The sequence below is a fragment of the Marivita sp. S2033 genome, assembly GCF_046592965.1.
Classification (GTDB): Bacteria; Pseudomonadota; Alphaproteobacteria; order Rhodobacterales; family Rhodobacteraceae; genus Marivita.
Genome location: NZ_JBISBV010000016.1, coordinates 16,457 through 36,745 on the forward strand (window position 1 = coordinate 16,457; position 20,289 = coordinate 36,745).

At 58.4% G+C, this 20,289-nt stretch carries 21 protein-coding genes and 1 pseudogene; 8 read left to right on the forward strand and 14 right to left on the reverse strand.

Features of this window, described 5'->3' with window-relative positions; all coding sequences use genetic code 11:
• Window positions 1-110 precede the first annotated feature (110 nt).
• The 13 genes from ACGKZZ_RS16180 to ACGKZZ_RS16240 form a co-directional block, all read right to left on the reverse strand.
• Window positions 111-494: a DUF6362 family protein gene (locus tag ACGKZZ_RS16180; protein ID WP_411224568.1), complete on the reverse strand. Its 384-nt coding sequence runs from the start codon at window positions 492-494 to the stop codon at window positions 111-113.
• A complete protein-coding gene (locus ACGKZZ_RS16185) occupies window positions 491-961 on the reverse strand; it encodes a crossover junction endodeoxyribonuclease RuvC (protein WP_411224585.1) in 471 nt (156 codons plus the stop codon). Before ACGKZZ_RS16185 ends, ACGKZZ_RS16180 begins: the two co-directional genes overlap by 4 nt.
• Before the next feature lie 405 nt (window positions 962-1,366).
• A complete protein-coding gene (locus ACGKZZ_RS16190; protein ID WP_411224569.1) occupies window positions 1,367-3,769 on the reverse strand; it encodes an AAA family ATPase in 2,403 nt (800 codons plus the stop codon).
• On the reverse strand, window positions 3,766-4,524 hold the full coding sequence (locus tag ACGKZZ_RS16195) for a hypothetical protein (RefSeq protein ID WP_411224586.1): 759 nt from the start codon (window positions 4,522-4,524) through the stop codon (window positions 3,766-3,768). Before ACGKZZ_RS16195 ends, ACGKZZ_RS16190 begins: the two co-directional genes overlap by 4 nt.
• Window positions 4,524-4,724, reverse strand: a complete 201-nt coding sequence (locus tag ACGKZZ_RS16200) for a DUF6511 domain-containing protein (RefSeq protein ID WP_411224570.1) — start codon at window positions 4,722-4,724, stop codon at window positions 4,524-4,526. The genes ACGKZZ_RS16195 and ACGKZZ_RS16200 overlap by 1 nt, the downstream gene beginning before the upstream one ends.
• Window positions 4,725-4,945: 221 nt before the next feature.
• The gene (locus ACGKZZ_RS16205; RefSeq protein ID WP_411224571.1) at window positions 4,946-6,628 is read right to left on the reverse strand and encodes a DEAD/DEAH box helicase family protein; all 1,683 of its coding nucleotides are present in this window, start codon (window positions 6,626-6,628) and stop codon (window positions 4,946-4,948) included.
• A 12-nt stretch (window positions 6,629-6,640) separates the two neighbouring features.
• Window positions 6,641-7,264, reverse strand: coding sequence for a hypothetical protein (locus ACGKZZ_RS16210; protein ID WP_411224572.1), 624 nt, complete (start codon window positions 7,262-7,264; stop codon window positions 6,641-6,643).
• A gap of 21 nt (window positions 7,265-7,285) precedes the next feature.
• The gene (locus tag ACGKZZ_RS16215) at window positions 7,286-8,161 is read right to left on the reverse strand and encodes an ATP-binding protein (protein WP_411224573.1); all 876 of its coding nucleotides are present in this window, start codon (window positions 8,159-8,161) and stop codon (window positions 7,286-7,288) included.
• Complete coding sequence (locus ACGKZZ_RS16220) at window positions 8,158-8,457, reverse strand: hypothetical protein (RefSeq protein WP_411224574.1); 300 nt, start codon at window positions 8,455-8,457, stop codon at window positions 8,158-8,160. Before ACGKZZ_RS16220 ends, ACGKZZ_RS16215 begins: the two co-directional genes overlap by 4 nt.
• A gap of 38 nt (window positions 8,458-8,495) precedes the next feature.
• Complete coding sequence (locus ACGKZZ_RS16225) at window positions 8,496-8,690, reverse strand: hypothetical protein (RefSeq protein ID WP_411224575.1); 195 nt, start codon at window positions 8,688-8,690, stop codon at window positions 8,496-8,498.
• 84 nt (window positions 8,691-8,774) lie between these two features.
• The gene (locus tag ACGKZZ_RS16230) at window positions 8,775-9,464 is read right to left on the reverse strand and encodes an RNA polymerase sigma factor (protein WP_411224576.1); all 690 of its coding nucleotides are present in this window, start codon (window positions 9,462-9,464) and stop codon (window positions 8,775-8,777) included.
• Window positions 9,465-9,592: 128 nt separating this feature from the next.
• Window positions 9,593-9,829 (reverse strand): hypothetical protein, encoded by a 237-nt coding sequence (locus tag ACGKZZ_RS16235; protein ID WP_411224577.1) that lies wholly within the window; start codon window positions 9,827-9,829, stop codon window positions 9,593-9,595.
• Window positions 9,830-9,906: 77 nt separating this feature from the next.
• Window positions 9,907-12,081, reverse strand: a complete 2,175-nt coding sequence (locus tag ACGKZZ_RS16240) for a hypothetical protein (protein ID WP_411224578.1) — start codon at window positions 12,079-12,081, stop codon at window positions 9,907-9,909.
• 393 nt (window positions 12,082-12,474) lie between these two features.
• Here ACGKZZ_RS16240 and ACGKZZ_RS16245 point away from each other — a divergent pair, with 393 nt between their 5' ends.
• The 7 genes and pseudogenes from ACGKZZ_RS16245 (at window position 12,475) to ACGKZZ_RS16275 (ending at window position 18,529) form a co-directional block, all read left to right on the forward strand.
• Window positions 12,475-12,927 (forward strand): DUF2924 domain-containing protein, encoded by a 453-nt coding sequence (locus ACGKZZ_RS16245; RefSeq protein ID WP_411224579.1) that lies wholly within the window; start codon window positions 12,475-12,477, stop codon window positions 12,925-12,927.
• On the forward strand, window positions 12,924-14,234 hold the full coding sequence (locus ACGKZZ_RS16250) for a recombinase family protein (protein WP_411224580.1): 1,311 nt from the start codon (window positions 12,924-12,926) through the stop codon (window positions 14,232-14,234). The genes ACGKZZ_RS16245 and ACGKZZ_RS16250 overlap by 4 nt, the downstream gene beginning before the upstream one ends.
• Window positions 14,231-14,608 (forward strand): annotated as a pseudogene (locus tag ACGKZZ_RS16255) (hypothetical protein); the annotation flags it as partial. The gene ACGKZZ_RS16250 and the pseudogene ACGKZZ_RS16255, both read left to right, overlap by 4 nt.
• Before the next feature lie 92 nt (window positions 14,609-14,700).
• Complete coding sequence (locus ACGKZZ_RS16260) at window positions 14,701-15,726, forward strand: adenine-specific methyltransferase EcoRI family protein (protein ID WP_411224581.1); 1,026 nt, start codon at window positions 14,701-14,703, stop codon at window positions 15,724-15,726.
• Between the two features lie 30 nt (window positions 15,727-15,756).
• On the forward strand, window positions 15,757-16,779 hold the full coding sequence (locus tag ACGKZZ_RS16265) for a DNA adenine methylase (RefSeq protein WP_411224582.1): 1,023 nt from the start codon (window positions 15,757-15,759) through the stop codon (window positions 16,777-16,779).
• A gap of 4 nt (window positions 16,780-16,783) precedes the next feature.
• Window positions 16,784-17,341: a hypothetical protein gene (locus tag ACGKZZ_RS16270; RefSeq protein WP_411224583.1), complete on the forward strand. Its 558-nt coding sequence runs from the start codon at window positions 16,784-16,786 to the stop codon at window positions 17,339-17,341.
• A gap of 6 nt (window positions 17,342-17,347) precedes the next feature.
• Complete coding sequence (locus ACGKZZ_RS16275; protein WP_411224584.1) at window positions 17,348-18,529, forward strand: AAA family ATPase; 1,182 nt, start codon at window positions 17,348-17,350, stop codon at window positions 18,527-18,529.
• 116 nt (window positions 18,530-18,645) lie between these two features.
• Here the strand turns inward: ACGKZZ_RS16275 and ACGKZZ_RS16280 are convergent, their stop codons facing one another.
• Window positions 18,646-18,834, reverse strand: a complete 189-nt coding sequence (locus ACGKZZ_RS16280; protein ID WP_411224588.1) for a hypothetical protein — start codon at window positions 18,832-18,834, stop codon at window positions 18,646-18,648.
• Here ACGKZZ_RS16280 and ACGKZZ_RS16285 point away from each other — a divergent pair.
• Window positions 18,751-19,803 (forward strand): 5-methylcytosine restriction system specificity protein McrC, encoded by a 1,053-nt coding sequence (locus tag ACGKZZ_RS16285; protein ID WP_411224587.1) that lies wholly within the window; start codon window positions 18,751-18,753, stop codon window positions 19,801-19,803. The genes ACGKZZ_RS16280 and ACGKZZ_RS16285 overlap by 84 nt on opposite strands.
• Window positions 19,804-20,289: the final 486 nt, after the last annotated feature.

The following is a 20,289-nucleotide window of genomic DNA, read 5'->3' on the forward strand; positions in this document are numbered from 1 at the left end:
GGATGGAAAACGGCCGGGGGCGTTCTTGACGCTCGTCTCCCGATCATATCCTGTTTATAGCACCAATCTGTTGCATGTGTCGAACACAAAAGTGTTGCAACACTCTGGAATCACGCCGCATTCAGCCGCGCCGCGATCTTGGTGAGCGCCAGTTGCCAGCGCCGCCACGCGGTGGTGCGATCGCATCCCATCTCGCCGCTAATCTGTTTCCACGGCACACGGGCGGCGCGAGACCAGATCAGCTTGCGCTCGGCCTCTTCGATCCAGAGCACCCAATCGAAGGTCTGCTCGAGCCGGGTGATCGCGACTGGTGATGGCGGGACGCGCATAGGCTCTGGCTCCATTGCGGCGATCTCGCGCGGTGATCGTGCGATGTCTGGCCAGGCGCTGAAATACCCACGCGCTTTGACCGGCGGCAGCTTACGCAAGGTGCGAAACGCTTCCTCGAAATGCTCTGCAACGTCATCAGCGGTCCAGGACTCCTGCCGTCTCATGCAACACCTCCCCTAGTTTCAATCGCCCAGAGCAGGATTGCGATAGCATCAGCCTCGTTATCGTCGGCGGGGCTGAACCCGCGGTCCCGGGCAGCCGCGAGCATAGCCTGCTTGTTGGCGTTGCCCTTTCCAGTTGCGTATTTCTTGATCGTGCCGACGGGAACCCCCTGATACGAGATGCCGCGCAGTTCGGCCCAACTGGTCAAGCTGGCCATCAGACCGCCAAAGACATGCGCTGCATCGGTGCCCACATGGCGGCGCACCTCTTCGAAATAGATCGCTTCGATGGGCCCCGACAGACGGTCGATCTCGGTCAGCCAATTTGTGAACCGCAAATAGCGCATGCCACCACCGTCAAAGCGACCGGGGCGGAACGACACGGTGCCGCTGGTGATCAGCCCATCGGTGCCATACAGCGCCCAGCCGGTGGTGGTGCCCAGATCGAGGCCGAGGATCGCGCGACCCATCTCAGACGGCTCGGGAATATTCGGGATTGCGCCTGCGGTGGCGCTGGTCAGAGTCAGGTCAGCCATGGGTGGTCTCCTTTTTTGGGTGGCTACTCGGGTGGAAGACGACGGCGGTCATGTGCTTGGCGGTACCGGCCGCCGTCGTCGGATTGGACTGTCCAGGGAATGTCAGGACCCGCACGCGCGGATACCCCGCTACGTATGGGATGGGGGCCAAACCTGCTGGTTGGCCCCCCATACGTAGTATGGGGGCTTTCCATGCTAACTCCTCTTCTTCGGATAAGCTTCTGATAACTATAGACAAATGAGAGGTTTGGAGGAGTTGGGGAGGAGTTAGGCCACTAACTCCTCGTCCTCGGTAAGCTATTGATTTCATTGAACCAGGAGTTTGTGAGGACATAGGAGTTAGGCCTCACTCTTAGGAGTTAGTGACGCGCTTTTGCCGCCCGCGCCCGTCTCCGGGTAGACCCAGACGGAGGGGTTTTCGACGTCCATGCAGACGCCCGAAAGTTGGCATTTGTAGTGACTGGGCAGCACCGGAACGGCGGTCTCGCAGATTTCCCCGGTCTCGGGGTCCACATGCTCCTCTGGGCGGAAGTGCATGCCCTTGACGCAGAGATAGCCAAATCGCGACCGGACCTTTGGGTATCCAAATTTCGCGCCATCGCGCAGGAATTTGATGTGACCCTTCGTGGCGAGGACACTGAGGCGCTCCCTTATGGTGAATTTGCTGCCAAGGCCGCTCTTGTTTTCGAATGCCTCGGCAAATTGCATGGTGGTGTAGAGACGCCCCGCGACCGCTTCCTCGAAAAGGATGTCGAGGATCACGTCTCGCTTTCGATCCCGCTCGGCATCTTGCTTCGCGCCCACTTCCTGACGCACCAGCCGCTCATTCATCGGGTTGATCTCGACCCACTGGCCATCGACCTTGTCGATCAGCTTTGGAGGCAGCGCCGGGCCATTGCGCAGCTCGATCTCCAATTTGCGCTCGGACGCATCCTCATCCGGCCGGTGCAGGATCAAGCCAGAGGTGTAAAAACCGCGCAGCGCGCTGGCACCGGAAAGAGCAAGGAAGGGATCGTCCTTTACCTGCTGCTTATTCAGCTTCTTGGTGTGGTGGATCAGGATCACGCCACAGTCTGGGTCTATGTGATCACGCAGCACCTCCACTCGTTCCTTCAGGAAAAACATCATGGCGGTGTTGTCGTTTTCGCCGCCGCCGTCGGGCCCGCCGTCAAACAAGTTGCGGATCGGGTCGACGCAGATGATGTCCACTGGTGCATCGGGGAAGGCGGTCTGAACGGCGCGCGCCACCTGGACGCTACCCTCGTTATCAAGCAGCATTTTCAGCTTCGGGGTGGCGACAAAGGTATCGCGCGCAGCGGCCAGAACCTCTGGCGGTAAAGCGATTTGTTTCAAGCGCTCGCGCAGATAGTGATACTGGATCTCGGCCTGCAGGTAGAAAATGCGCAGCGGACGCGGTGGCGTGAAGCCGAGAAACGGCACGCCGGCCGCCATGTGCACGAGCCAGGAGATCAGCAGGTCGCTCTTGCCCACTTTCGGCGCGCCACCCAGCACCAAGAGCCCGCCCGGCGTCAGCACGCGCGGCGCAATGATGTCCTCGGGCATCGGGCTTTGGTCGTCCAGCAGTGCACCCAATGTGAATGCGGGCATCTCATCCGGCCCCGGTGCGCCGGAATCCAGCCGGATCAGCGGTGGCCCGTATTTCTCGACATGGCGCTCCCAGAGGCGCTCGGACTCGCGCTTGAGCCGCTCAACGGGCCATTGGGGGCGCAGCATCGCGGCATTGTAGCCGCAGATGCCCTCCCAACCCTCGTCCTTGCTCAGCCGGCCCTCGTGAACCATGCGGATGAAATACCCGATCGCGGCCGACGCACCCTCAAAGCGGGACCAATCATCCTGCGCCCCCTCGCGCACCGGCGTGACCAGGACATCATCCATCGCCGGTTTGTCGGGATGGTTGAACTCGGGCTGCAATGAGATGCCGGGTGCCGGCGGCATGTCGGTGACAGCTTCGGTGAACTCGATCAAATCACGCTCAAGGTCGGCGTTCAGCTCGACGATCCGAACCAGCGTCTTGAGGCTGTTCTTGTAATAGACGCTGCCTGCCACCCGGATTGGCTGGTGGGCCGAGCGGAAATGCATGTCACCGCCGACCTTAGCCGCGATGTCACCGCGCAGACGACACACGCGGGCGATGTCGTCACCTTCCGCGGGCTCGGTCAGCGCCCACCAGACATGGCACTTGCGCTGCCCCTCGGGGGTTACACCACCGCTTTCCACCACCATGGTCGGTGCACCGAGGTGGCGCTCAAGATGGGCGCGCTTGGCCGCGATATCGCCGGTGTCGAGATCAACAACCACGGTCTGCATCTGCAGGACTTCAGCAGCCTTGGCCTGACCAGTCGCGGCCACGGTGCCAGGTATGACATACACGGCAGCACCTTCGCGCGAGGCCCATGTAGCGAAGGTTGCCATCTTTTCGGGCGCGGCCTGATCCGCCTCGAGCCAGATGTTATGCGGGCGCCCATCGATGCCCTGACCCTTGTCGATGAAACTGCGCACCGGGATCAGCCCGTCAGAGTAGCCAAAGACCACCTGCATGAACTGAGCAATCTGCTCGGGATCCGGCTCGTCGCCGAACACGTCGATCTGCGGGGCGGCGTCGTTAAAATCGCGCCACGGATTGAAATGGACGATGTTTTCCTTGGACTCATCGGCCGGCGTGTCGCCTGAAATGGATCGGTGATGCTCTGAATCGGAATTGTCTGTGGGTTCATCCGTCATGTGCTCTCCTCCCAGCACCGAGCCGCAAATGCGCAGAACCGGCACTCAAAAAAATCACGATTGGTGGTGATGCGCGGCAGCAGCTCACCGGCGTCGGTGGCCTGCAGGATCCGCACCGCGCGATCGGACATGCGTTGCGCTAGGTCAGCATCAAAAGGCACCAGCTCATGATGCAACTCGGCCGTATCCTTGTTGATCGCGGTAAATAACGCCGGGGCCGCTGATATCCCCGGTACTGACGGCTCCATGTAAGCTTGATAGGTTGCGATTTGCGCGGCGTAGATCGGCTTCGACTTTGTCACACCGTGCTTGACGCAGGCGCGCCAGTTCTTGGCATTCATGGTCTTGCACTCCCAGAGCGCAGGCATACGCATGCCAATCGCCGCTGGGGCATCGGCGATGATCCCGTCGACATGACCTCGAATGCGACCACCCGCGACGGAAAAGCCGAATTGACCGCCATCACGCTTTTGCGTGACCAGGTCGATCCCCGCGGCGCGCAGCCAGCTTATCGCCAGGTCCTCAAGTTGATGACCGATTGCGAAGATCCGCAACGTCTGCCCGTTAAAATCGGCGCCCTCAGCTTTTGGCGCATCGGCAAACTCGAACTGCAATGCGCGTTCGCAAACATGCCCGAGCCGGGAGGCGCCGAGATAGGTCCGAGGCGGCGTCGCCTCGCGCTCGGCGACCAGCGCGGCGTCGATCCGCGCGTTGATCCGCTCAGTCGTGGAGGGGCGTGGGTTGAAATCCAGAATCAAAACGGCACCTCCGCAGATTTCGCGATCCGCGACATCTCCGCGCCGTAGCCCTCCAGAACTTCCCCGATCAGGAAAGTGACCTCGTTGGCATCCAGATCGCAGAGGCGTTTGTCCCAGCCGATTTCATCCATGGCGGCGCCAAGGCGTTTCATGACACCCGCGATGGCGACGTGCTCTTCTTCGGTCATTCCCTGCATTTTCAGACCTTTCTTCTGACGGCCCGCGAACCAGCCCTGGCACGGCGTTGAGCAGAACCAGTGGCGCGTGCGTGGGCGAGGTTTGTTGGGGTTGAAAAAGCCGTAGCCCTGAGCCGGGCGTAGGCAGACGGCGCACGGTATGAGGCGCGGATGCCAGAGGCGAAGACGCTCCAGGCCATCCGCAACCGGTCTGGGTGGGGATGGGATTTGCGCGACATGGTTCATGCCGCCACCAGTTCAGTCCCGGCCGCCGCCTCGACTGCTGCACGGATCGCCCGTTTGTTGAATTTAAAGGTCATCAAAGCGGAGGCCCGGTAACGGGTCAGGCCAAAGTCATGACGATACTCGGGCGGCAGGTATTGTAGCTGCTTGTCCGTCGGGGGCTGGCGCAACCAACCTCGCGTTTTGAAAGCGCTTTCGTCGGTCTCATGCGTGTTGAGCCAATCGTCCGCCTGCGCGAGGCAGACAGCGCGCTCACCAATGCTGAGCAAGCGTGGCCGCATACCCTTCGCCCCGCCGATCGCATACCAGATCCCGTCCAACCAGAAGATGCCACCCCAGGCTTTGAAGCCCGTGGCCATCAGCGCATCCTCCGTCCCGAACAGATCAACCCACGCGAAACTGGACCGCTTTAGCAAGTCGATCTCGGTCATGACAAAACCAGAGAGCGGCACAGCGTCCGCGTCGGTCTCGTTCTCGTCCTGCAGCAATATCTCACCGCAGAGCGGGCATTCGGTGGCGGCCAGCGGGATCTCCGCCTCGCAGGCCGGACAGGCTTTGGTCGGCACCGCGCCGGGATCAAGCTTGCCGTCGAGATCGACATCCTGTTCCAGCGTGCCGTGGATCAGGCTTGAGGTGCCGAAATCCAGCACGACGCAGTCGGTCTTGACCAGCCCAGGGTGTTCCTCCGGATCAATCGTACGCAGCCCGCGCCCGACCATCTGGATCATGGTGGATTTGTAGGAGCTGGGCCGCAGGAGCACGACGCAGGACGTGGGCGGATGATCCCAACCTTCCGTCAGCACCGCCACGTTGACGACGACTCGAATATTGCCCGACGCGTAATCAGCGAGGATGGTCTTGCGGGTGTCAGCCGCCAATTCACCGTGGATCAGCGCGGCGGAAATACCAGCAGCGTTGAACGCGTCGGTCACATGTTTCGCGTGATCAACGGTGGAGCAGAACACGACGGTCTGGCGATCTCCGGCCTTCTCGCGCCAGTGGCGGATTACTTCGTCGGTGACGGGCGCGCGGTCCATGATGTCCGCCACCTCGGTCATGTCGAAATCCGCGCTGGTTTTACGCACTGATTTCAACTCTTCTTGGACACCCACATCGACGACAAAAGTCCGTGGCGGCACGAGATGGCCCGAGGCGATCAGCTCTCCCAAGCGGACCTGGTCAGCAACATTATCAAAGACCTCGCGCAATCCCTTGCGATCGCCCCGGGTCGGTGTTGCCGTCACTCCCAATATGCGCGTATCAGGATTGGCGTCGCGGGCTCGGTCGATGATGCGTCGGTAACTGGCCGCCACCGCGTGATGCGCCTCATCGATCACCAGCAGGTCGAGGCGCGGCATGTCGGCCAGGTTTGACGCCCGCGCCAGAGTCGGAACCATGGCGAAGGTCACGTCGCCGCCCCAGGACTTCTCCGTGGCGTCGATCACCGAAGTTGAAGTGCCCGGCACCACACGCTGGAACTTGGCACGGTTCTGTACGGTCAGCTCATCGCGATGCGCCAGAACACAGGCCTTGGCGCCATCACCGATCATTTCGCCGGTGATCGCCGAGAGCATGATGGTTTTGCCCGCACCGGTAGGTGCTACACCCAGCGTGTTGCCGTGTTGGCCAAGCGCAGCAAGGCTGCGCTCGACGAAGGTTTTCTGACGGGGACGCAAACGCATGACCAAGCCCCCTTACTGCGCCCAGCTGGGCCGCCCGGGCGCACCGGGGGTGGCTGCTGGCTGGTTGGTCTGGGCTGCTCCGGGTTCGGCTCCCTGCTGGGCTGGTCCAGTTGCATTGCTCGCGTTGGCCTGCAAAGGCAGAGACCCCATCAAGGTGGCGTAGTCGCGGTGATCAGGCGTGACAGCGCTGCGAATTTCGTTCTTATCGTCACCATGAGCGTCAGTCCCAATGTCGATGCGGGCGACAAACTCAATCCCGTCGAGATCGGCAAAGCCGTTGATGCGGCGCGCGGTCTGTGCCTCGGGCGACATGTCCTTGTCGGAGATACCGCGCGCCGAGTTCAGCATGCCGCGCACGAGGCTGCGCCCCATATTGGCCCAGTCTGGCCCCTTGGGTGAGTACAGCCCGATCAAGCTGAACACCTTGCGGCGGGCATACTGCCCCTCGGTCACGGTGAACTCGCCATTGAGATAGACCGAGCCGGTTGTTCCACGCGTGGCATAGCCACCGGTCCAACCCTGTGAGGCGTCGTCGAACCCGCCGGGGCGGATCGACAGGCGCACCTTGGCCAGCGTGCCTTTCGGGATGAGGTTGGTGTTGCTCTGAGCATCGTTAAAATCGTTCCAGGAACCCATGGGGAACCTCCTTTTCTGTGACTAGGATTGCGGTTGGGATTGGTCTTCATCGGTCGGCTCAGCCGGCGGCCGGGCGTAAGTCAGACGGTCGGGTGCCGGGGCCGCAGGCGCTCGGATTTTCGCCATCAGGCTGCCGAGATGGGGTTCTTCGATCTGCTCGAGGCGACCTGAACGGTCCTTGGCCGGGAATCCCCAAGGATTGATCGTCTGGCAGACAAAGGCGCGATACGGATCGCCGCTGTCGGACGGCAGTTCTGCCATGGTGATCACCTCATCGACGATCCCCGGCAGCTCGAGCCCGGTCTTTGCGCCATCGATCTGCGGTTGAAACACCTTGCGATTGAAGTCATCGAGCTTCTCGTCGAGGATCCCGACAAACCAGACGTTCTTGGCCCGCGTGTGCTGCAGATGGGTGAGCCAGGCGATCATCTCGCGCCCGTGCAGGCCATAAGCGCCGCGCACATCCGGCTTGCCCGTCTTCACCGACAGCGCCTCAGGCTGGCCCTTGCACCACCCAAAACACAGCCGCCCGGCGACGGTGATCGAGTCGACGAAGATAGTGTCGTAGTGATCGAGTGCTGCCGGATCACCGAAGCGGTCACAGACGGCGTCATAATGGGCTTGGCTGTAAGGCTGGTCGTCGCGCAAGGCCGGATTGGGCCCGCCGATGAACACCGCGAAATCCCGGCATTCCGTCCAGGTGCGCGGCCGGATCGTGTCACCGCTCCAACCCTCAATGGCGAGATCGCCCGCTTCGAGATCCATGAACAGCGTGCGCTCGGGATCGAGGGTCCAGAGCAGCGAGGTTTTCCCGATGCCGGATTTGCCGAAAATGCAGCCCTTGATGCCGCGCAGCTCAGCCAGACGTTCATCGGCGCTGATGATGGGGAGGCTCATGAATGACCCTCCTGCTTGAGCACCGCCGGAGCGGCGCAATCGGCACCGATACACCCGGCCTCGCGCGCAAGCGTGTAGAGGCGCTGCAACATGGCGGCGCGGCGGTAAGCGGCTGCCCCCTCCCTCTCCGCCTCCACGATCGCAAAAGCGATCTCGTCGACAGTTGCGTTGACCACCGGTAGCGGCGCGCGCGGTTCGTCGCCGGGGCGCTGCGGGAAGGTGATGGTTTCGGGAAGGTCTTCGAGGACGTAATGCATCTTGCGAAGACGGGTGATCGCGTCGGGTTGATCCGGCATGTTTTCTCTCCGTGAAATGAAACGATCGAGGAGGCGCATCATGTGGCCTCGCAAACATCGGCCGCGGGCTCGCTGACATAGATCGCCAGCAGCGGCGTCCCGTCGGCATGGACGCCGGCGTCCTCGATCTGATAATTGCGGTTGGCCTCGCAGACCTCGTTCAATTCCCAGCGGCGGTAGAGGCCGGGAATGCGCTTGAGGTCTTCGGGCGACGGGTCGGTTTTGCTGATCATGTTTCTTGGCTTTCGGTTTGAGTGGGGCGCTCAGTGGCGCTTAATTGGTAAAAGCCACCGGCAGCGCCGGATCGGGACATCGCTTCAGGAGATTTCTTGAAGAGCCTCGCGCAGCTTCTGCATGGCGCGCTGGTAGCGCTTGCGCCCGGCGGCTTCGGACAGGCCCAACTCGATGGCGGCCTCGGCCTGGGAGAAGCCCTCGATCGCCACACGGATCACCAATGCCGCATCCGTTCCGATGATGCGGACGAGGTCGCCATGGAGAAGTCCGTGGCTGGCGGTGCCATGAAGCATTTCTGCGTCGATCGGTATTTCGTCGGGATCGGTCTCGCTACGCAGGCTTTGCCGCGCCGATTCACGCTGTCTGGCGCGGATCATGTCGCGTTCGATATTCCGCAGGATGGTGGCCGCGATTCTGTTGACGCGGTCCAAATCAACACCGCGGATCGCTTCGGTACTGCGGGCGAGGATGTCGGAGGTTATCTCGTCGGCGGTGCCAATTCTCTGCCAGATCGACCGGCGCCGGATGGCATCGAGACCGGGCCAGAGTGCCAGCAGCAGCAGCGTCAGGGCACAGTCGGACGCGAGCTCGTCGCGCTGCGCCACCTCGACGAGGGCGGACAGGATCACATTCTTGTCTTCGGGATTGCCTGAGCCGCGATGCAGTCTGTCCAGTAATGCCGCCGGATCACGGAAGCATTGCAAAGGGTGTCGCGCGCGCCGAACGGTGTCGAAACTGCGCTGGAAATGGAGGGTGGATGCGGAATGCACCATGCGATTACGGATTTCGTGCCATGCGAAAGACACTGGACGCCAGCCTTCCGGCCGGGCGTCCAGCGCCTCCCACGGGCCTCAGGGCGTCGTGCGCCTCTGATGATCGGGAAAAAGGTGAGTGGCGCGCCCTAGCGCGCCGGATCAGTCGCCTGGTTCAGCGTGCCGCAACCGCGGCAAGTGGCCGTCGCGGGGTAACTCACGAGATATTCGTGTCCGCGCGCAAAGCTCAGATGCATCTGGCCGTCACGGTGGATGCCGAGCAGCTTGCCGCAACAGATGCAGCGCCAGTCATTGGCGGATTTGGCGGGAGTGATGGTGCGGCCTTGGCCTGTGGCGGGGCGGCGGATCGGAAGATGATTCGGCATTTGAAAATGCTCCTTTGCTTGAGGAGCCTTCCAAATGCAGTGCCGAATCGGAGATAGTCAGACCCCCCAAAGGGAGATCAAACGGAGATGGGTTCCTCACATAGAGCCCAAAATGAATGGCACGGCGAGTACAAGTACCGGCCGTTCATTTCGGCCCAATCCTTTCCAAACAGCTGAGGCAGCTGGGAAAAACCGGCGTAGTCCTTCAATACCCCAAGTTTCACGCTATGTTCGCGATCGCGATGGGCCATGTACAGACGCTCGAACAGCTTCACTTTCTTCGCACCAGTGACGATCCGCGGATCCTGACCCGGCACGGAGATCTGAGCGGCGTCATCGCCTTGTTTGCGAAAGTGCACCGCGGCGCCCCGCACAGCCGGGTCGATCGCAGCCTCGTAGGAGGAACGCACCGCATCCGCGTCGATCATGCCGCTATCGGCATCGATGTAATCCTTGAGGCTCAGGACGACGTGACAACCGAGGTAGGGAAAGCGGACGCCCTGTGGCACGAAAACGATTCCGCGAATGCGATTACCTTCGCCCCGAACAAGGCGGTCGGAGGCCTCTAGCAATTTGTCGACCGATGCCGCACGCGCCAAGTAAATCGGTGTATCGGCCAATCCGATCCTGGCGACACCCAACTGATGGAGATGATCGGCCAGTTCGCGCACGCGTCCTTTCAGGTTCATTGGCTTGAGCACGTCCCGCAGCGCGTCACGCAGATAATCGAAACGGATCTCGTACTCGGAGATGTCATCAGCCGGAATCGTCGAACCCGCTCCACCTTCGACCAGCGTCAGTGTCGCCTCGCCGCTCGTGCCGTCGCGCTCGACGTTATGAACGACCTCGCCAAGCTCATCGTCTTCGAACAGAATGACATCCGACCATCCCTTGCGTGTCAGGAAGCCGGCGCCAGTGAGTTCATCGGCATCGACACCGAGTTCATCGAGGTTCTCGCCGGACGCCTTTTCGGCGGCGAGATCGTAGAGCGTCAGCAGCTGCGGAAGCTTCTCCTTACGCTGCGGCTTCGAAAGGTCGCCAATGCGTTCCAGCACGCCCCACGCTTCGAGGAGATCGTATCCCAGTTCCCGCTTGGCCGGGTCCCGTTCGCTCTGGATGTTGGACTTGTTCCTGCCAAAGACGTCGAACTGCAAGGTGCCCTTGCGGCCACGCCCATTTACGTGCTCGATCCGGAAGCGGACCTTCGTGACATATCCCCCGCCAGCTTTCGGAATGATCGCTCCGAAGACGCTGCGAGCGATTGCGTCGATATCGTCGTCCGGGGCAACACTGAGGGTCACCTTCCGAGACCAGTCGCCCAGCGCGACCTGAACTTCGATGATGCTGGCCTTCTTTACCCGATGCGCTTCTTCATCGGGAATCGGCAGCTTGAGCGAGTTACGAAAGCGCGACAGGTTATACGTCTTCTGCGTCAGGGGCTTGTTCGAAATATCATGCTTCAGAGTATCCGCGGCGAAAAGATTGGCGACGATCTTGCGCTCTTGCCGGTCGCGCGAACAAACCTCGATTCGCCGCCGAGCCTGTGAATACACCAACAGCATCTCGTCAGGCGGCCGAAAATAGATCAGCTTTGTCGACTTGTCCGGCTGGACGGTTTTCTGGCTCGCGTAGGCACCAAAGAACGTGACAGCCAGCAGGACATCCTGGCTCTTACCGTTTTCAGCGGGGAGATCGATCGCCTCTACCTTGCAGCCATCTTCATGTTGCAGGAGTTCGGCGATTTCCGCTGATAGCGCATCGTGATCGACGCTTTCGGCAGCGAGGGGGATCGACGCATCTATTGACCACGCCTCGTAAAGTGTCCCGTGTTCACGATAGACGCGCACTTGCATTGCGCGTTCTGCCGCCTCGAACAGCGGGAAGGCGTGGAGATAGGCCCACAGGCTCCTGGCGAGCGCATCCCTCTGCGCATTCAGCCCCTCCTTCGCAGAGAAACGCCCGTCTTCGCCGAGTCGACGCAGCATCGCTTCTGGCGTTTGATCGGTCATCCGCATGACGCGACGTGCCTCGCTCTCAATCAGGCTTGCTCTATCGCTTTTCAAGGCTTTCAGCATTTCCGCCATCTTGTCGCGATGGACCTGCTCTTCCGCATCAGCAGGCATAGATGCCAATGCATCGCCGACAAAAACAGAAAACTGGGAGTGCAAAAGAAATTCACTGATCAACTCAATTGGGGCCTCAGCGAAAAGCCGCGAGAGTTCCGGTGCACCGCGAAACAATGATCTAGCCACCTGGCCCTCCTATTCGTTGTCTTAACCACGTTTGGCGAGGGCCAGTCTGACGATTCAATTGAACAAAACAAGGTCGAAGCACAACTTGGAGCGGCAGCAGCACCCAGCACTATCGTTTTTGGAGCGATGTCCCGTTCCGGCGCCGCAGATGGCTTTTCAAGTATGAAGCCACCGCTGAACGGACCTGCCCCGCATGAAACGCCCCAATCCATTACCATCCGACCAGATGACGCCGGCCGAGCGTCGCGCCGAATTGTGCGGGCTTCTGGCCCTCGGGCTGGTTCGGTTGCGATTACGCGAGCGCGCCGAAGTATCTGACGATACTGGAGAAAGTTGCCTACACTATCCGACCGACCAATGCCCTCATGCAACTCCAACCAAACGGAGAAACGCATGACCAAACAAGATCCCATCCCCGCGCGCCTGGCGGCGCTGAAAACAACGCCAACGCCGGAGCTGAAACAGCAATGGCGCGAGTTGTTCAATAGCGAGCCGCCGCCGTTCAATCGGCGTTACCTAGAAAGCCGACTGGCCTATCGCATTCAGGAACTGGCCTATGGCGGGCTGAAGCCCCAGACCATCCGGCGGCTGGAACGGCTGGGCGAGGAACTCGACGGCGGAGACCGCAAGAAAAGCGGCGTCCGCGCTGACCTGATGCCAATCGTGGGCACACGCCTGATCCGTGAATGGCAGGGTGTCGAGCATGTCGTTACCGTCACGGCCGACGGTTTCGACTGGCAAGGTCGTCCTTACAAATCGCTTTCGGCCATTGCCCGCGCCATCACCGGCACGCGCTGGAATGGCTGGGTGTTCTTCGGTCTAAAAAACCATCGGAGGCGGACATGACCAAGCCAATCGTCAGGAAACTGCGCTGCGCAGTCTACACCCGCAAATCCTCCGAGGAAGGGCTCGAGCAGGAGTTCAACAGCCTGCACGCCCAGCGCGAGGCCTGTGAAGCTTATGTTGCCAGCCAGCGCTCCGAGGGCTGGGTGCTGGTCCGCGATCAATATGACGACGGTGGCCTCTCCGGCGGCACGCTGGAGCGCCCTGGCCTGAAACGACTGCTTGCCGACGTCGAGGATGGGCTGGTCGACGTGGTCGTGGTCTACAAGATCGACCGGCTTTCCCGCTCTCTGATGGATTTCTCGCAGCTGGTGGAAGTGTTCGACCGCAACGATGTGACTTTCGTATCCGTCACGCAGTCGTTTAATACCACTACGTCCATGGGGCGGTTGACGTTGAACATCCTGCTCAGCTTCGCCCAATTCGAACGTGAGGTGACTGCCGAGCGCATCCGCGACAAGTTTGCGGCCAGCCGCAAGAAAGGCATGTGGATGGGTGGCGTGCCGCCGATGGGCTATGAAGTGAAAGACCGAAGGCTGATCATCAAGGAAGACGAAGCCGCCAATGTGCGCTGGATTTTTGATCGGTTCCTCGAAATCGGCTCCGGCACTGTATTGGCTAGGGAACTGGCGGAGCGCGGCGTGCGGACCCGACGTGGCAATCGGATCGACAAGAAGTTCCTGTATCGGATGCTCAACAACCGGACCTATATTGGCGAGGCGGTCCATAAAGGCGAAAGCTATCCCGGCGAACATGATGCCATCATCGACCGCGCGGTTTGGGACAAAGTCCATGCGATCCTGCAGGAGAGCCCCCGGAAGCGCGCCGCCCGCACACGCGCCGACACCCCCGCGCTACTGAAGGGATTGCTCTTCGGCCCGGATGGTGCCGCGTTTTCGCCTACCCACACGCGCAAGAAAGGCAAGCTCTACCGCTACTACGTCAGCCAAACGGTTTTGAAGCATGGCGCTGGATCATGCCCGGTCGGCCGCGTGCCTGCGGGGGAGATCGAGCGGGCTGTTATAGACCAAATCCGCGCTGTGTTCCGCCAGCCAGAAATCGTTGCAGGCACATGGAAGACGGCACGCGCCAATGCCGACGACATCTCCGAGGCCGACGCCCGCTCGGCACTGCAGAAATTTGACCCGCTGTGGGATGAACTCTTCCCCGCCGAGCAGTCGCGTATCGTTGCGCTGTTGATCGAGCGCGTCGACATCGGCACGGACGGGCTCAATGTCCAGCTGCGCGTCGACGGCCTCAGTGGCCTTGCGCTCGAGATGCTTGCAGGCGGCATCGAGGCGGCAGCATGACCAGAAGGACACCGATCCCGGATACTGTCACGCAATACGTTCCGTTCCGCGTCGTGAAGCGCGGCGGGCGGAAGGAGATGCAGTTGCCCGACGGCGCCGAGCAGCCGCGACGAACGGATAACACGCTGGTTAAGGCGTTGTCTCGCGCGTTCCGGTGGAAGCGGATGCTGAAGACGAGCGAGTTCGCCACCATTGCCGAACTGGCGGAGTGCGAGAGGATCGCACCGTCCTACATGACCCGCGTCTTGCGCCTGACGCTGCTTGCGCCAGACATCGTGGAGGCAATCCTGGACGGGACACATGGGCCTGAGATGACGTTGGCGCGGTTCCTCGAGCCATTTCCAGTCGTCTGGTCGGAGCAGCACGCTTCCTTTGATCTTAAAAAAACTCAATCAAGAAGAGTTGGTGTTCTAAGTCCGGATGATCTCGGGTACATACTTCAAACTACTGACATCAGGAGATGTACATGACCACCGCCAGCCTGACCGCTGCTCGGCAAGCTAAGCAGGACGAATTCTACACTTCGCTCCGAGACATTGCGCTTGAGCTTGAGCATTACCAAGACCACTTTAAAAATAAGGTGGTTTACTGCAATTGTGACGACCCGCGGGCTAGCAATTTTTTCCGTTACTTCGCCGCCAATTTTGAAAGGTTGTCTATTAAAAAGGTTATTGCTACTTGTTACGGCGGTGGAAACGTCGATCAATTTGGCCGTGGCAGATCCGATCAAGCCGTTTATCTAGAGTACACAGGCGGCGGCCTGGATAAGAGTGCTCCAGCTCCAGGTCCAGTAGCTGTAAAGACGCTGGCTGGTGACGGCGATTTTCGCAGTGACGAATGCATTAAGTTGCTACTTCAGGCTGATATTGTGGTTACCAATCCACCTTTCTCGCTCTTTCGCGAGTACGTAGCGCAGTTGGTTGAGTATAAGAAACAGTTCCTAATCATCGGGAACATGAACGCGGTGACCTACAAAGAGATATTCTCGCTCTTCCAGCACAACCAGATGTGGTACGGACCAAGCATTCGCAGCGGCGACCGCGAGTTCCGAGTTCCTGATGACTATCCCCTTACTGCTGCGAGCACGAGAGTCGATAGCGAAGGCAATAGATATGTTCGAGTAAAAGGTGTCCGCTGGTTCACCAACCTTGACTACTTGTCGCGACACGAAGAACTCGATCTTAAAATGACATATAGCCCAGAGGCCTACCCAAAATATGCCAACTTCGACGCAATCAATGTAAACAAGACAATGCATATACCGGCCGACTATGCTGGATTGATGGGAGTTCCAATCTCGTTCCTCGACAAGCACAATCCCGATCAATTTGAAATACTAGGATCTAGCAAGACACTCGGTCAGCCCATCTCGAAGATTGCAGAAAAAGGGACTTATCAGCAGGGCGGTCCGCGCTTCTATCTGCCTAACGGGGACGGCACCTACCGTCGCATGTATGACCGCATCGTAATCCGAAATAGAAAATTGGCATAACAAGAAACGTCAGAGAGCAACTTAACAGACATGTCGTACAGATACTTGGGTAACAAGACTCGCTTGGTCGATTGGATCGTAGGTAAGATTTCGCATGTTCTCCCCGAGGGTTCTTCCGTAGCTGATCCAATGTGTGGCACGGCATCGGTCTCGTTGGCGCTAGCTCGCGCTGGCTATTCGGTTACGGCTGCTGACGCATTGACCTTTCCGGTCGTACACGCACGAACGCGTCTCTTAGCCAAGGAGCCGCCTGACTTTAAGGCTCTCGGCGGTTACGAAAAAGCTCTTGAGTGGATGCGTTCCGCAGCACCGATGGAAGGCTACTTTTTCCGTGAGTTCGGCGAAACTGGCAAGCCTGCGAACGGACGTCCACCAAGGCTCTATTTTTCGGCTAGCAACGCAGCACATATTGACGGTATTCGCATAGGTATCCGCGAGCTATGCGAGGGGGCAGCCATTACCGAGGTCGAGCACAGCATTTTACTCCATCATCTTATCTTGGCAATCAATAAGGTAGCCAATATCAGCGGCACTTTTGGCTATTTCCGACGTGATATCTCGGGGCCCGCACTCAAACCGCTCACCTTCGAACCAGTCACGTTTGAGCGGACCAAGGGTCATCACTCGGTTTTGCAGGGAAATGTAGAGCACCTAGCGTCAAAGCTAGACACTGATGCTGTATACTTAGACCCCCCTTACACCAAAAGGCAGTACGCAGGGAACTACCATATCCTGGAGACGATTGCTTGTGGGGATGAGCCTGTCGCCGCTGGCGACGGTGGCCTGCGGCCATGGAGAGATCAGGCATCCAGCTTTTGCTACCGACGAAGCGCAGGCAGAGCATTTCGAGAAACACTTGAGCAACTTCGGGTTCCACACGTATTCATTTCTTACAGCGAAGACGGACAAGTCCAAGCATCGGAGCTCTTGTCCATCTTATGTGACTTCGGCAGTGTCACAGTGCACGAACAACCCCATACTCGATATCGCAGCAACGGTGGTGGAAAAAAAGGGCCGGTGGTAGAGCGGCTATATCATCTAGAGGTTTCTTGAAACTATGAAAAAATTAGAAATAGACCGTATTTGGTGGCGAAATGTTCAGCTGGGTGAGTTTTATAACATTGAGCGGCACCATCAAATTGAGGGCGGAGGTGGTTCGCTGTACATTGAGGTGCCTAGCTCGATCGTTCCACAAACACTAGACTTTCTTGATGTAAGCGATGTGGACGTTGACGAACTTCCAGTTATTCGAATCGAAGCCGGCGTAATTGGTCAGCCCGGTGTGTTCGGTCCAATTGAGTTTCAGAAAAAGATGGGCAGTAGGATGCGCATTGCCAGACAAAATAGGCAAGCTCCAAGCTCTGAAAGACATCCAGCGTGGACTGAAAAACGTGGGTTTCCCGTTGCCCCCGATAACATACGAGACAAAGAAGATGCTCGCCCACATTTTCCCGATGGCGGCCTGCGCATCTATATTGCCAAAACCGTTGATGGTGACTACTTCGCCGGATTTACAAAAGGACCACGTCCGCGTTTCATGAAACCTGGTGATCCTATGTGGGACCTCTTCCCAGAAGGAAATAGGCCTGTTGGTGGCGTAATCGATGCAGGTTAAATAATAATGTCTGAGAAAATCAACGACATTCTTTCTTCGTGGAAGTCGGGTCGAAACGCACTTTTGTATGGGCCGCCCGCAACGGGAAAAACTCGCCTAATTAGCGAGCTATTCGAAGCTCTTCGCAGCCGACCTAAGAGTGATCGAGGTATCCTTCTAGATGTCACTGATGCCCAAAAACCGTTTAGTAGGCCCGAGTTAGACATTACAATTCCGCTTCCTGCCAAGGTAGTCTGGACCACTTTTCACCAATCATATGGATATGAAGATTTTGTTCTTGGACTTAGGCCAGACATTACGGCTTCTGGAACTTCTTTGAAGCCGTGGTCGGGCGTTTTTCTAGACGCTGCGCTCGAATTGGCAGATTCTAATTCGGAATATCGTTCAGTTGTAATTTTTATCGACGAAATAAATCGCGGTAACGCCGCACGTATCTTTGGCGAGTTCATGACTTTCTTGGACTTCGATTACCGTGAGGGTGGCAGCGTTCCACTTCCCGTGCCACTCCGACAGCTAGCTTATGAGAAGGGGCTGAGCGAAGAAATCCGCCGCCCCAGCAGCAAAACGGCTAAGATTCCTGACGGTTTCACCTTCCCAAAACATATCTATATTGTTGCTACAATGAACAGCGTTGATCGAGCTGCCGTCCCTATAGATAGCGCCCTTGCGCGACGGTTTGACCGTATTGAAATGCGGCCGAACCTAAACGTTCTTGTTACTCACTGGGGCCTAGACGCGGCTTCAGTAACAGCGCCAAACACAGACAATTGGGAGACCCTCACGCCGTTTCACACTGCGTATTTGCTTCTTGATCGCCTCAACGTAGCGATCGCCTCAGACCTCGGGCCCGAGTTTGAGTTGGGGCATGGATTGCTGACACCGATTCGGACTTCGAAGTTTGACGACACGGGCACTGAAATACCCATAGAGGAAAAATTCGCTTGGCGAAGTCTCGCGAAGGCTTGGGATGACGTCCTGTTTCCGCAACTCGAAGACCGCTATTCTGGTCGTCCCGATCAACTATTGGAACTCTTGCATGTAGAATCCCCTCCACCGACTGGTGATTATGCTTGGGCCCTACGCACCACGACAGGTGGCACGGTGACGGCCCGCACGCTCGCTCCGGTTCGGATGAGCGAGCTAGACATTGATGTGATCAAAAGGTCTTTCAGGTGGCTTACGATGTAATCGCCCCGCCACGGATTGTTCTTCACGAGTACGGCGCGTCCATACCTTACAAGACAGAGGCTATAGATCTGCATGCTCTCGCTAGCGCGAATAAACGTTGGCGCCGAAAGTTGGGGCTATCTGGCGATCCAATCCGGATCGAGGACCTTGGTCGCGGCTTCGTGGGGTTGCGTGCCGAAGCCGTTACCGGCGTTTTGCGCATTGGCAACGTCGATATAGAAATTGCACCCAAGTTCCTGAGTGTAAACGACGAAAGTTGGCAAACGGTACTCTGGCGGATCCTCACAGTAGTCGAGGGCGGTCATGTGGACGACAGCCTGACGACGGCACAGGAACTTGCATCGCAATCTATGCCTGACCTACTGGCAGAAATGTTCCTCAGGTCCTATACCACGGGTTCTGCTCGCGGGCTTCCACGCGGCTATAACAGTGAACAGATGAGTGGCGTCGTGCTCCGTGGCAGCGTCGATGTCTCACGGCTTGGAGACTGGGTCACACGCCCTTGGGAGCTTCCCTATATCGCAGACTACCTTACCGATGACACGCTTTTGGCACGGCTACTACGGTGGTCAGCTGAATGTTTGGCCGGTATTGTGAAAGCGCATGGACGAGCGCGGGCTCTTCGTGAGATCTCGGCCAATTTGGCACACGTAGGTAGAAATCCACCTCACCTACTAGACGCACAGCGAATTTGCCTCGACGTGCAACACCAAGCACTGGAACCCGCAAAAATCGTCGGGCTTCTGTTACTTGAGGGGGCTGGTGTTCATCACGCAGCCGGCAATCAAGCACTCTCCGGATTTCTGTGGAACGCTGATGTGATATACGAGAACTACGTATACCGTTTGTGCCAAAGGGCGGCCAGTCGCGCTGGTAAGCGCGTCGACAAGAGCAAGCTGAATTTTGGCGTGGTCATTTCTGGCACAGGCCCCAAGTTAGTCACTGAGCCGGACGTAGTATTTCGTGACAAAACGGGCACTCCGGTCGCCATCACTGACTCTAAATACAAGCGCCTTACCGCTCGACCTAAATCATCTGATACTTATCAAGTTCTCACAGCAGCACACGTACTCGGCTGCCAACGCATCTCTCTTTCATATCCGGTCGATCAAGATCAGCAGCCGACAAGCTGGCGAATTTCATCATTGCTAGGAGGAAATGATATCGAACTCACCGCGTTACCGCTTAATCTCATGTCCCTCGCACGACCTGGTGGGCCCAGAGAGCTGATAGACAAAATTAACTCTTGGCTGGACCGTCCTATCTTTTCGTAAGCGCTGTCACAATTCTTCAACCTTGTGCCGATGGGGCGCAGATTGCGTTAGGCGGAACTGTTGTCGACGGCCACGCAATCGGTGAATAGATACAATTCGAAGTTCACGAACGTCCGCATCAGGCACCCGCCATGCATACACCAGCAGAGGCATTCAGATTGGCGGCTTAGCCCGAGCAAATTTCGCTGGGTTGATACAAATGATCGCACTGGCGATCGTACAGATCTGGCCCCTTTCAGCGAAAGCCACTGGCGTCGAAGCATTCTGCCTGGACATCGGAAAAGCTAAGCAAATCCGGATGCTTGCAAGCTATTCACCAAATCCGCGTAGTCATGAGGTCTAGAGAAAACCGGCCCTGAGAGACCGCTTCCGGCCCACCTGGTGCCCGAGCCAGTGTTCAGCCCCTCCCTCATAACCCTCGAAAACAACGGAAAAATCCAGCCGCAGCCGGACCGGGAGAACGCTTTCGCTGGGGCAAGTGGCGGA

Bases quoted from the DNA above. Each gene is read 5' to 3' on its own strand.
- ACGKZZ_RS16180 (WP_411224568.1), bottom strand. From the start codon at position 494: ATGAGACGGCAGGAGTCCTGGACCGCTGATGACGTTGCAGAGCATTTC.
- ACGKZZ_RS16185 (WP_411224585.1), bottom strand. From the start codon at position 961: ATGGGTCGCGCGATCCTCGGCCTCGATCTGGGCACCACCACCGGCTGG.
- ACGKZZ_RS16190 (WP_411224569.1), bottom strand. From the start codon at position 3,769: ATGACGGATGAACCCACAGACAATTCCGATTCAGAGCATCACCGATCC.
- ACGKZZ_RS16200 (WP_411224570.1), bottom strand. From the start codon at position 4,724: ATGCAGGGAATGACCGAAGAAGAGCACGTCGCCATCGCGGGTGTCATG.
- ACGKZZ_RS16205 (WP_411224571.1), bottom strand. From the start codon at position 6,628: ATGCGTTTGCGTCCCCGTCAGAAAACCTTCGTCGAGCGCAGCCTTGCT.
- ACGKZZ_RS16210 (WP_411224572.1), bottom strand. From the start codon at position 7,264: ATGGGTTCCTGGAACGATTTTAACGATGCTCAGAGCAACACCAACCTC.
- ACGKZZ_RS16215 (WP_411224573.1), bottom strand. From the start codon at position 8,161: ATGAGCCTCCCCATCATCAGCGCCGATGAACGTCTGGCTGAGCTGCGC.
- ACGKZZ_RS16220 (WP_411224574.1), bottom strand. From the start codon at position 8,457: ATGCCGGATCAACCCGACGCGATCACCCGTCTTCGCAAGATGCATTAC.
- ACGKZZ_RS16225 (WP_411224575.1), bottom strand. From the start codon at position 8,690: ATGATCAGCAAAACCGACCCGTCGCCCGAAGACCTCAAGCGCATTCCC.
- ACGKZZ_RS16230 (WP_411224576.1), bottom strand. From the start codon at position 9,464: ATGGTGCATTCCGCATCCACCCTCCATTTCCAGCGCAGTTTCGACACC.
- ACGKZZ_RS16235 (WP_411224577.1), bottom strand. From the start codon at position 9,829: ATGCCGAATCATCTTCCGATCCGCCGCCCCGCCACAGGCCAAGGCCGC.
- ACGKZZ_RS16245 (WP_411224579.1), top strand. From the start codon at position 12,475: ATGACCAAACAAGATCCCATCCCCGCGCGCCTGGCGGCGCTGAAAACA.
- ACGKZZ_RS16250 (WP_411224580.1), top strand. From the start codon at position 12,924: ATGACCAAGCCAATCGTCAGGAAACTGCGCTGCGCAGTCTACACCCGC.
- ACGKZZ_RS16260 (WP_411224581.1), top strand. From the start codon at position 14,701: ATGACCACCGCCAGCCTGACCGCTGCTCGGCAAGCTAAGCAGGACGAA.
- ACGKZZ_RS16265 (WP_411224582.1), top strand. From the start codon at position 15,757: ATGTCGTACAGATACTTGGGTAACAAGACTCGCTTGGTCGATTGGATC.
- ACGKZZ_RS16270 (WP_411224583.1), top strand. From the start codon at position 16,784: ATGAAAAAATTAGAAATAGACCGTATTTGGTGGCGAAATGTTCAGCTG.
- ACGKZZ_RS16275 (WP_411224584.1), top strand. From the start codon at position 17,348: ATGTCTGAGAAAATCAACGACATTCTTTCTTCGTGGAAGTCGGGTCGA.
- ACGKZZ_RS16280 (WP_411224588.1), bottom strand. From the start codon at position 18,834: ATGACCGCCCTCGACTACTGTGAGGATCCGCCAGAGTACCGTTTGCCA.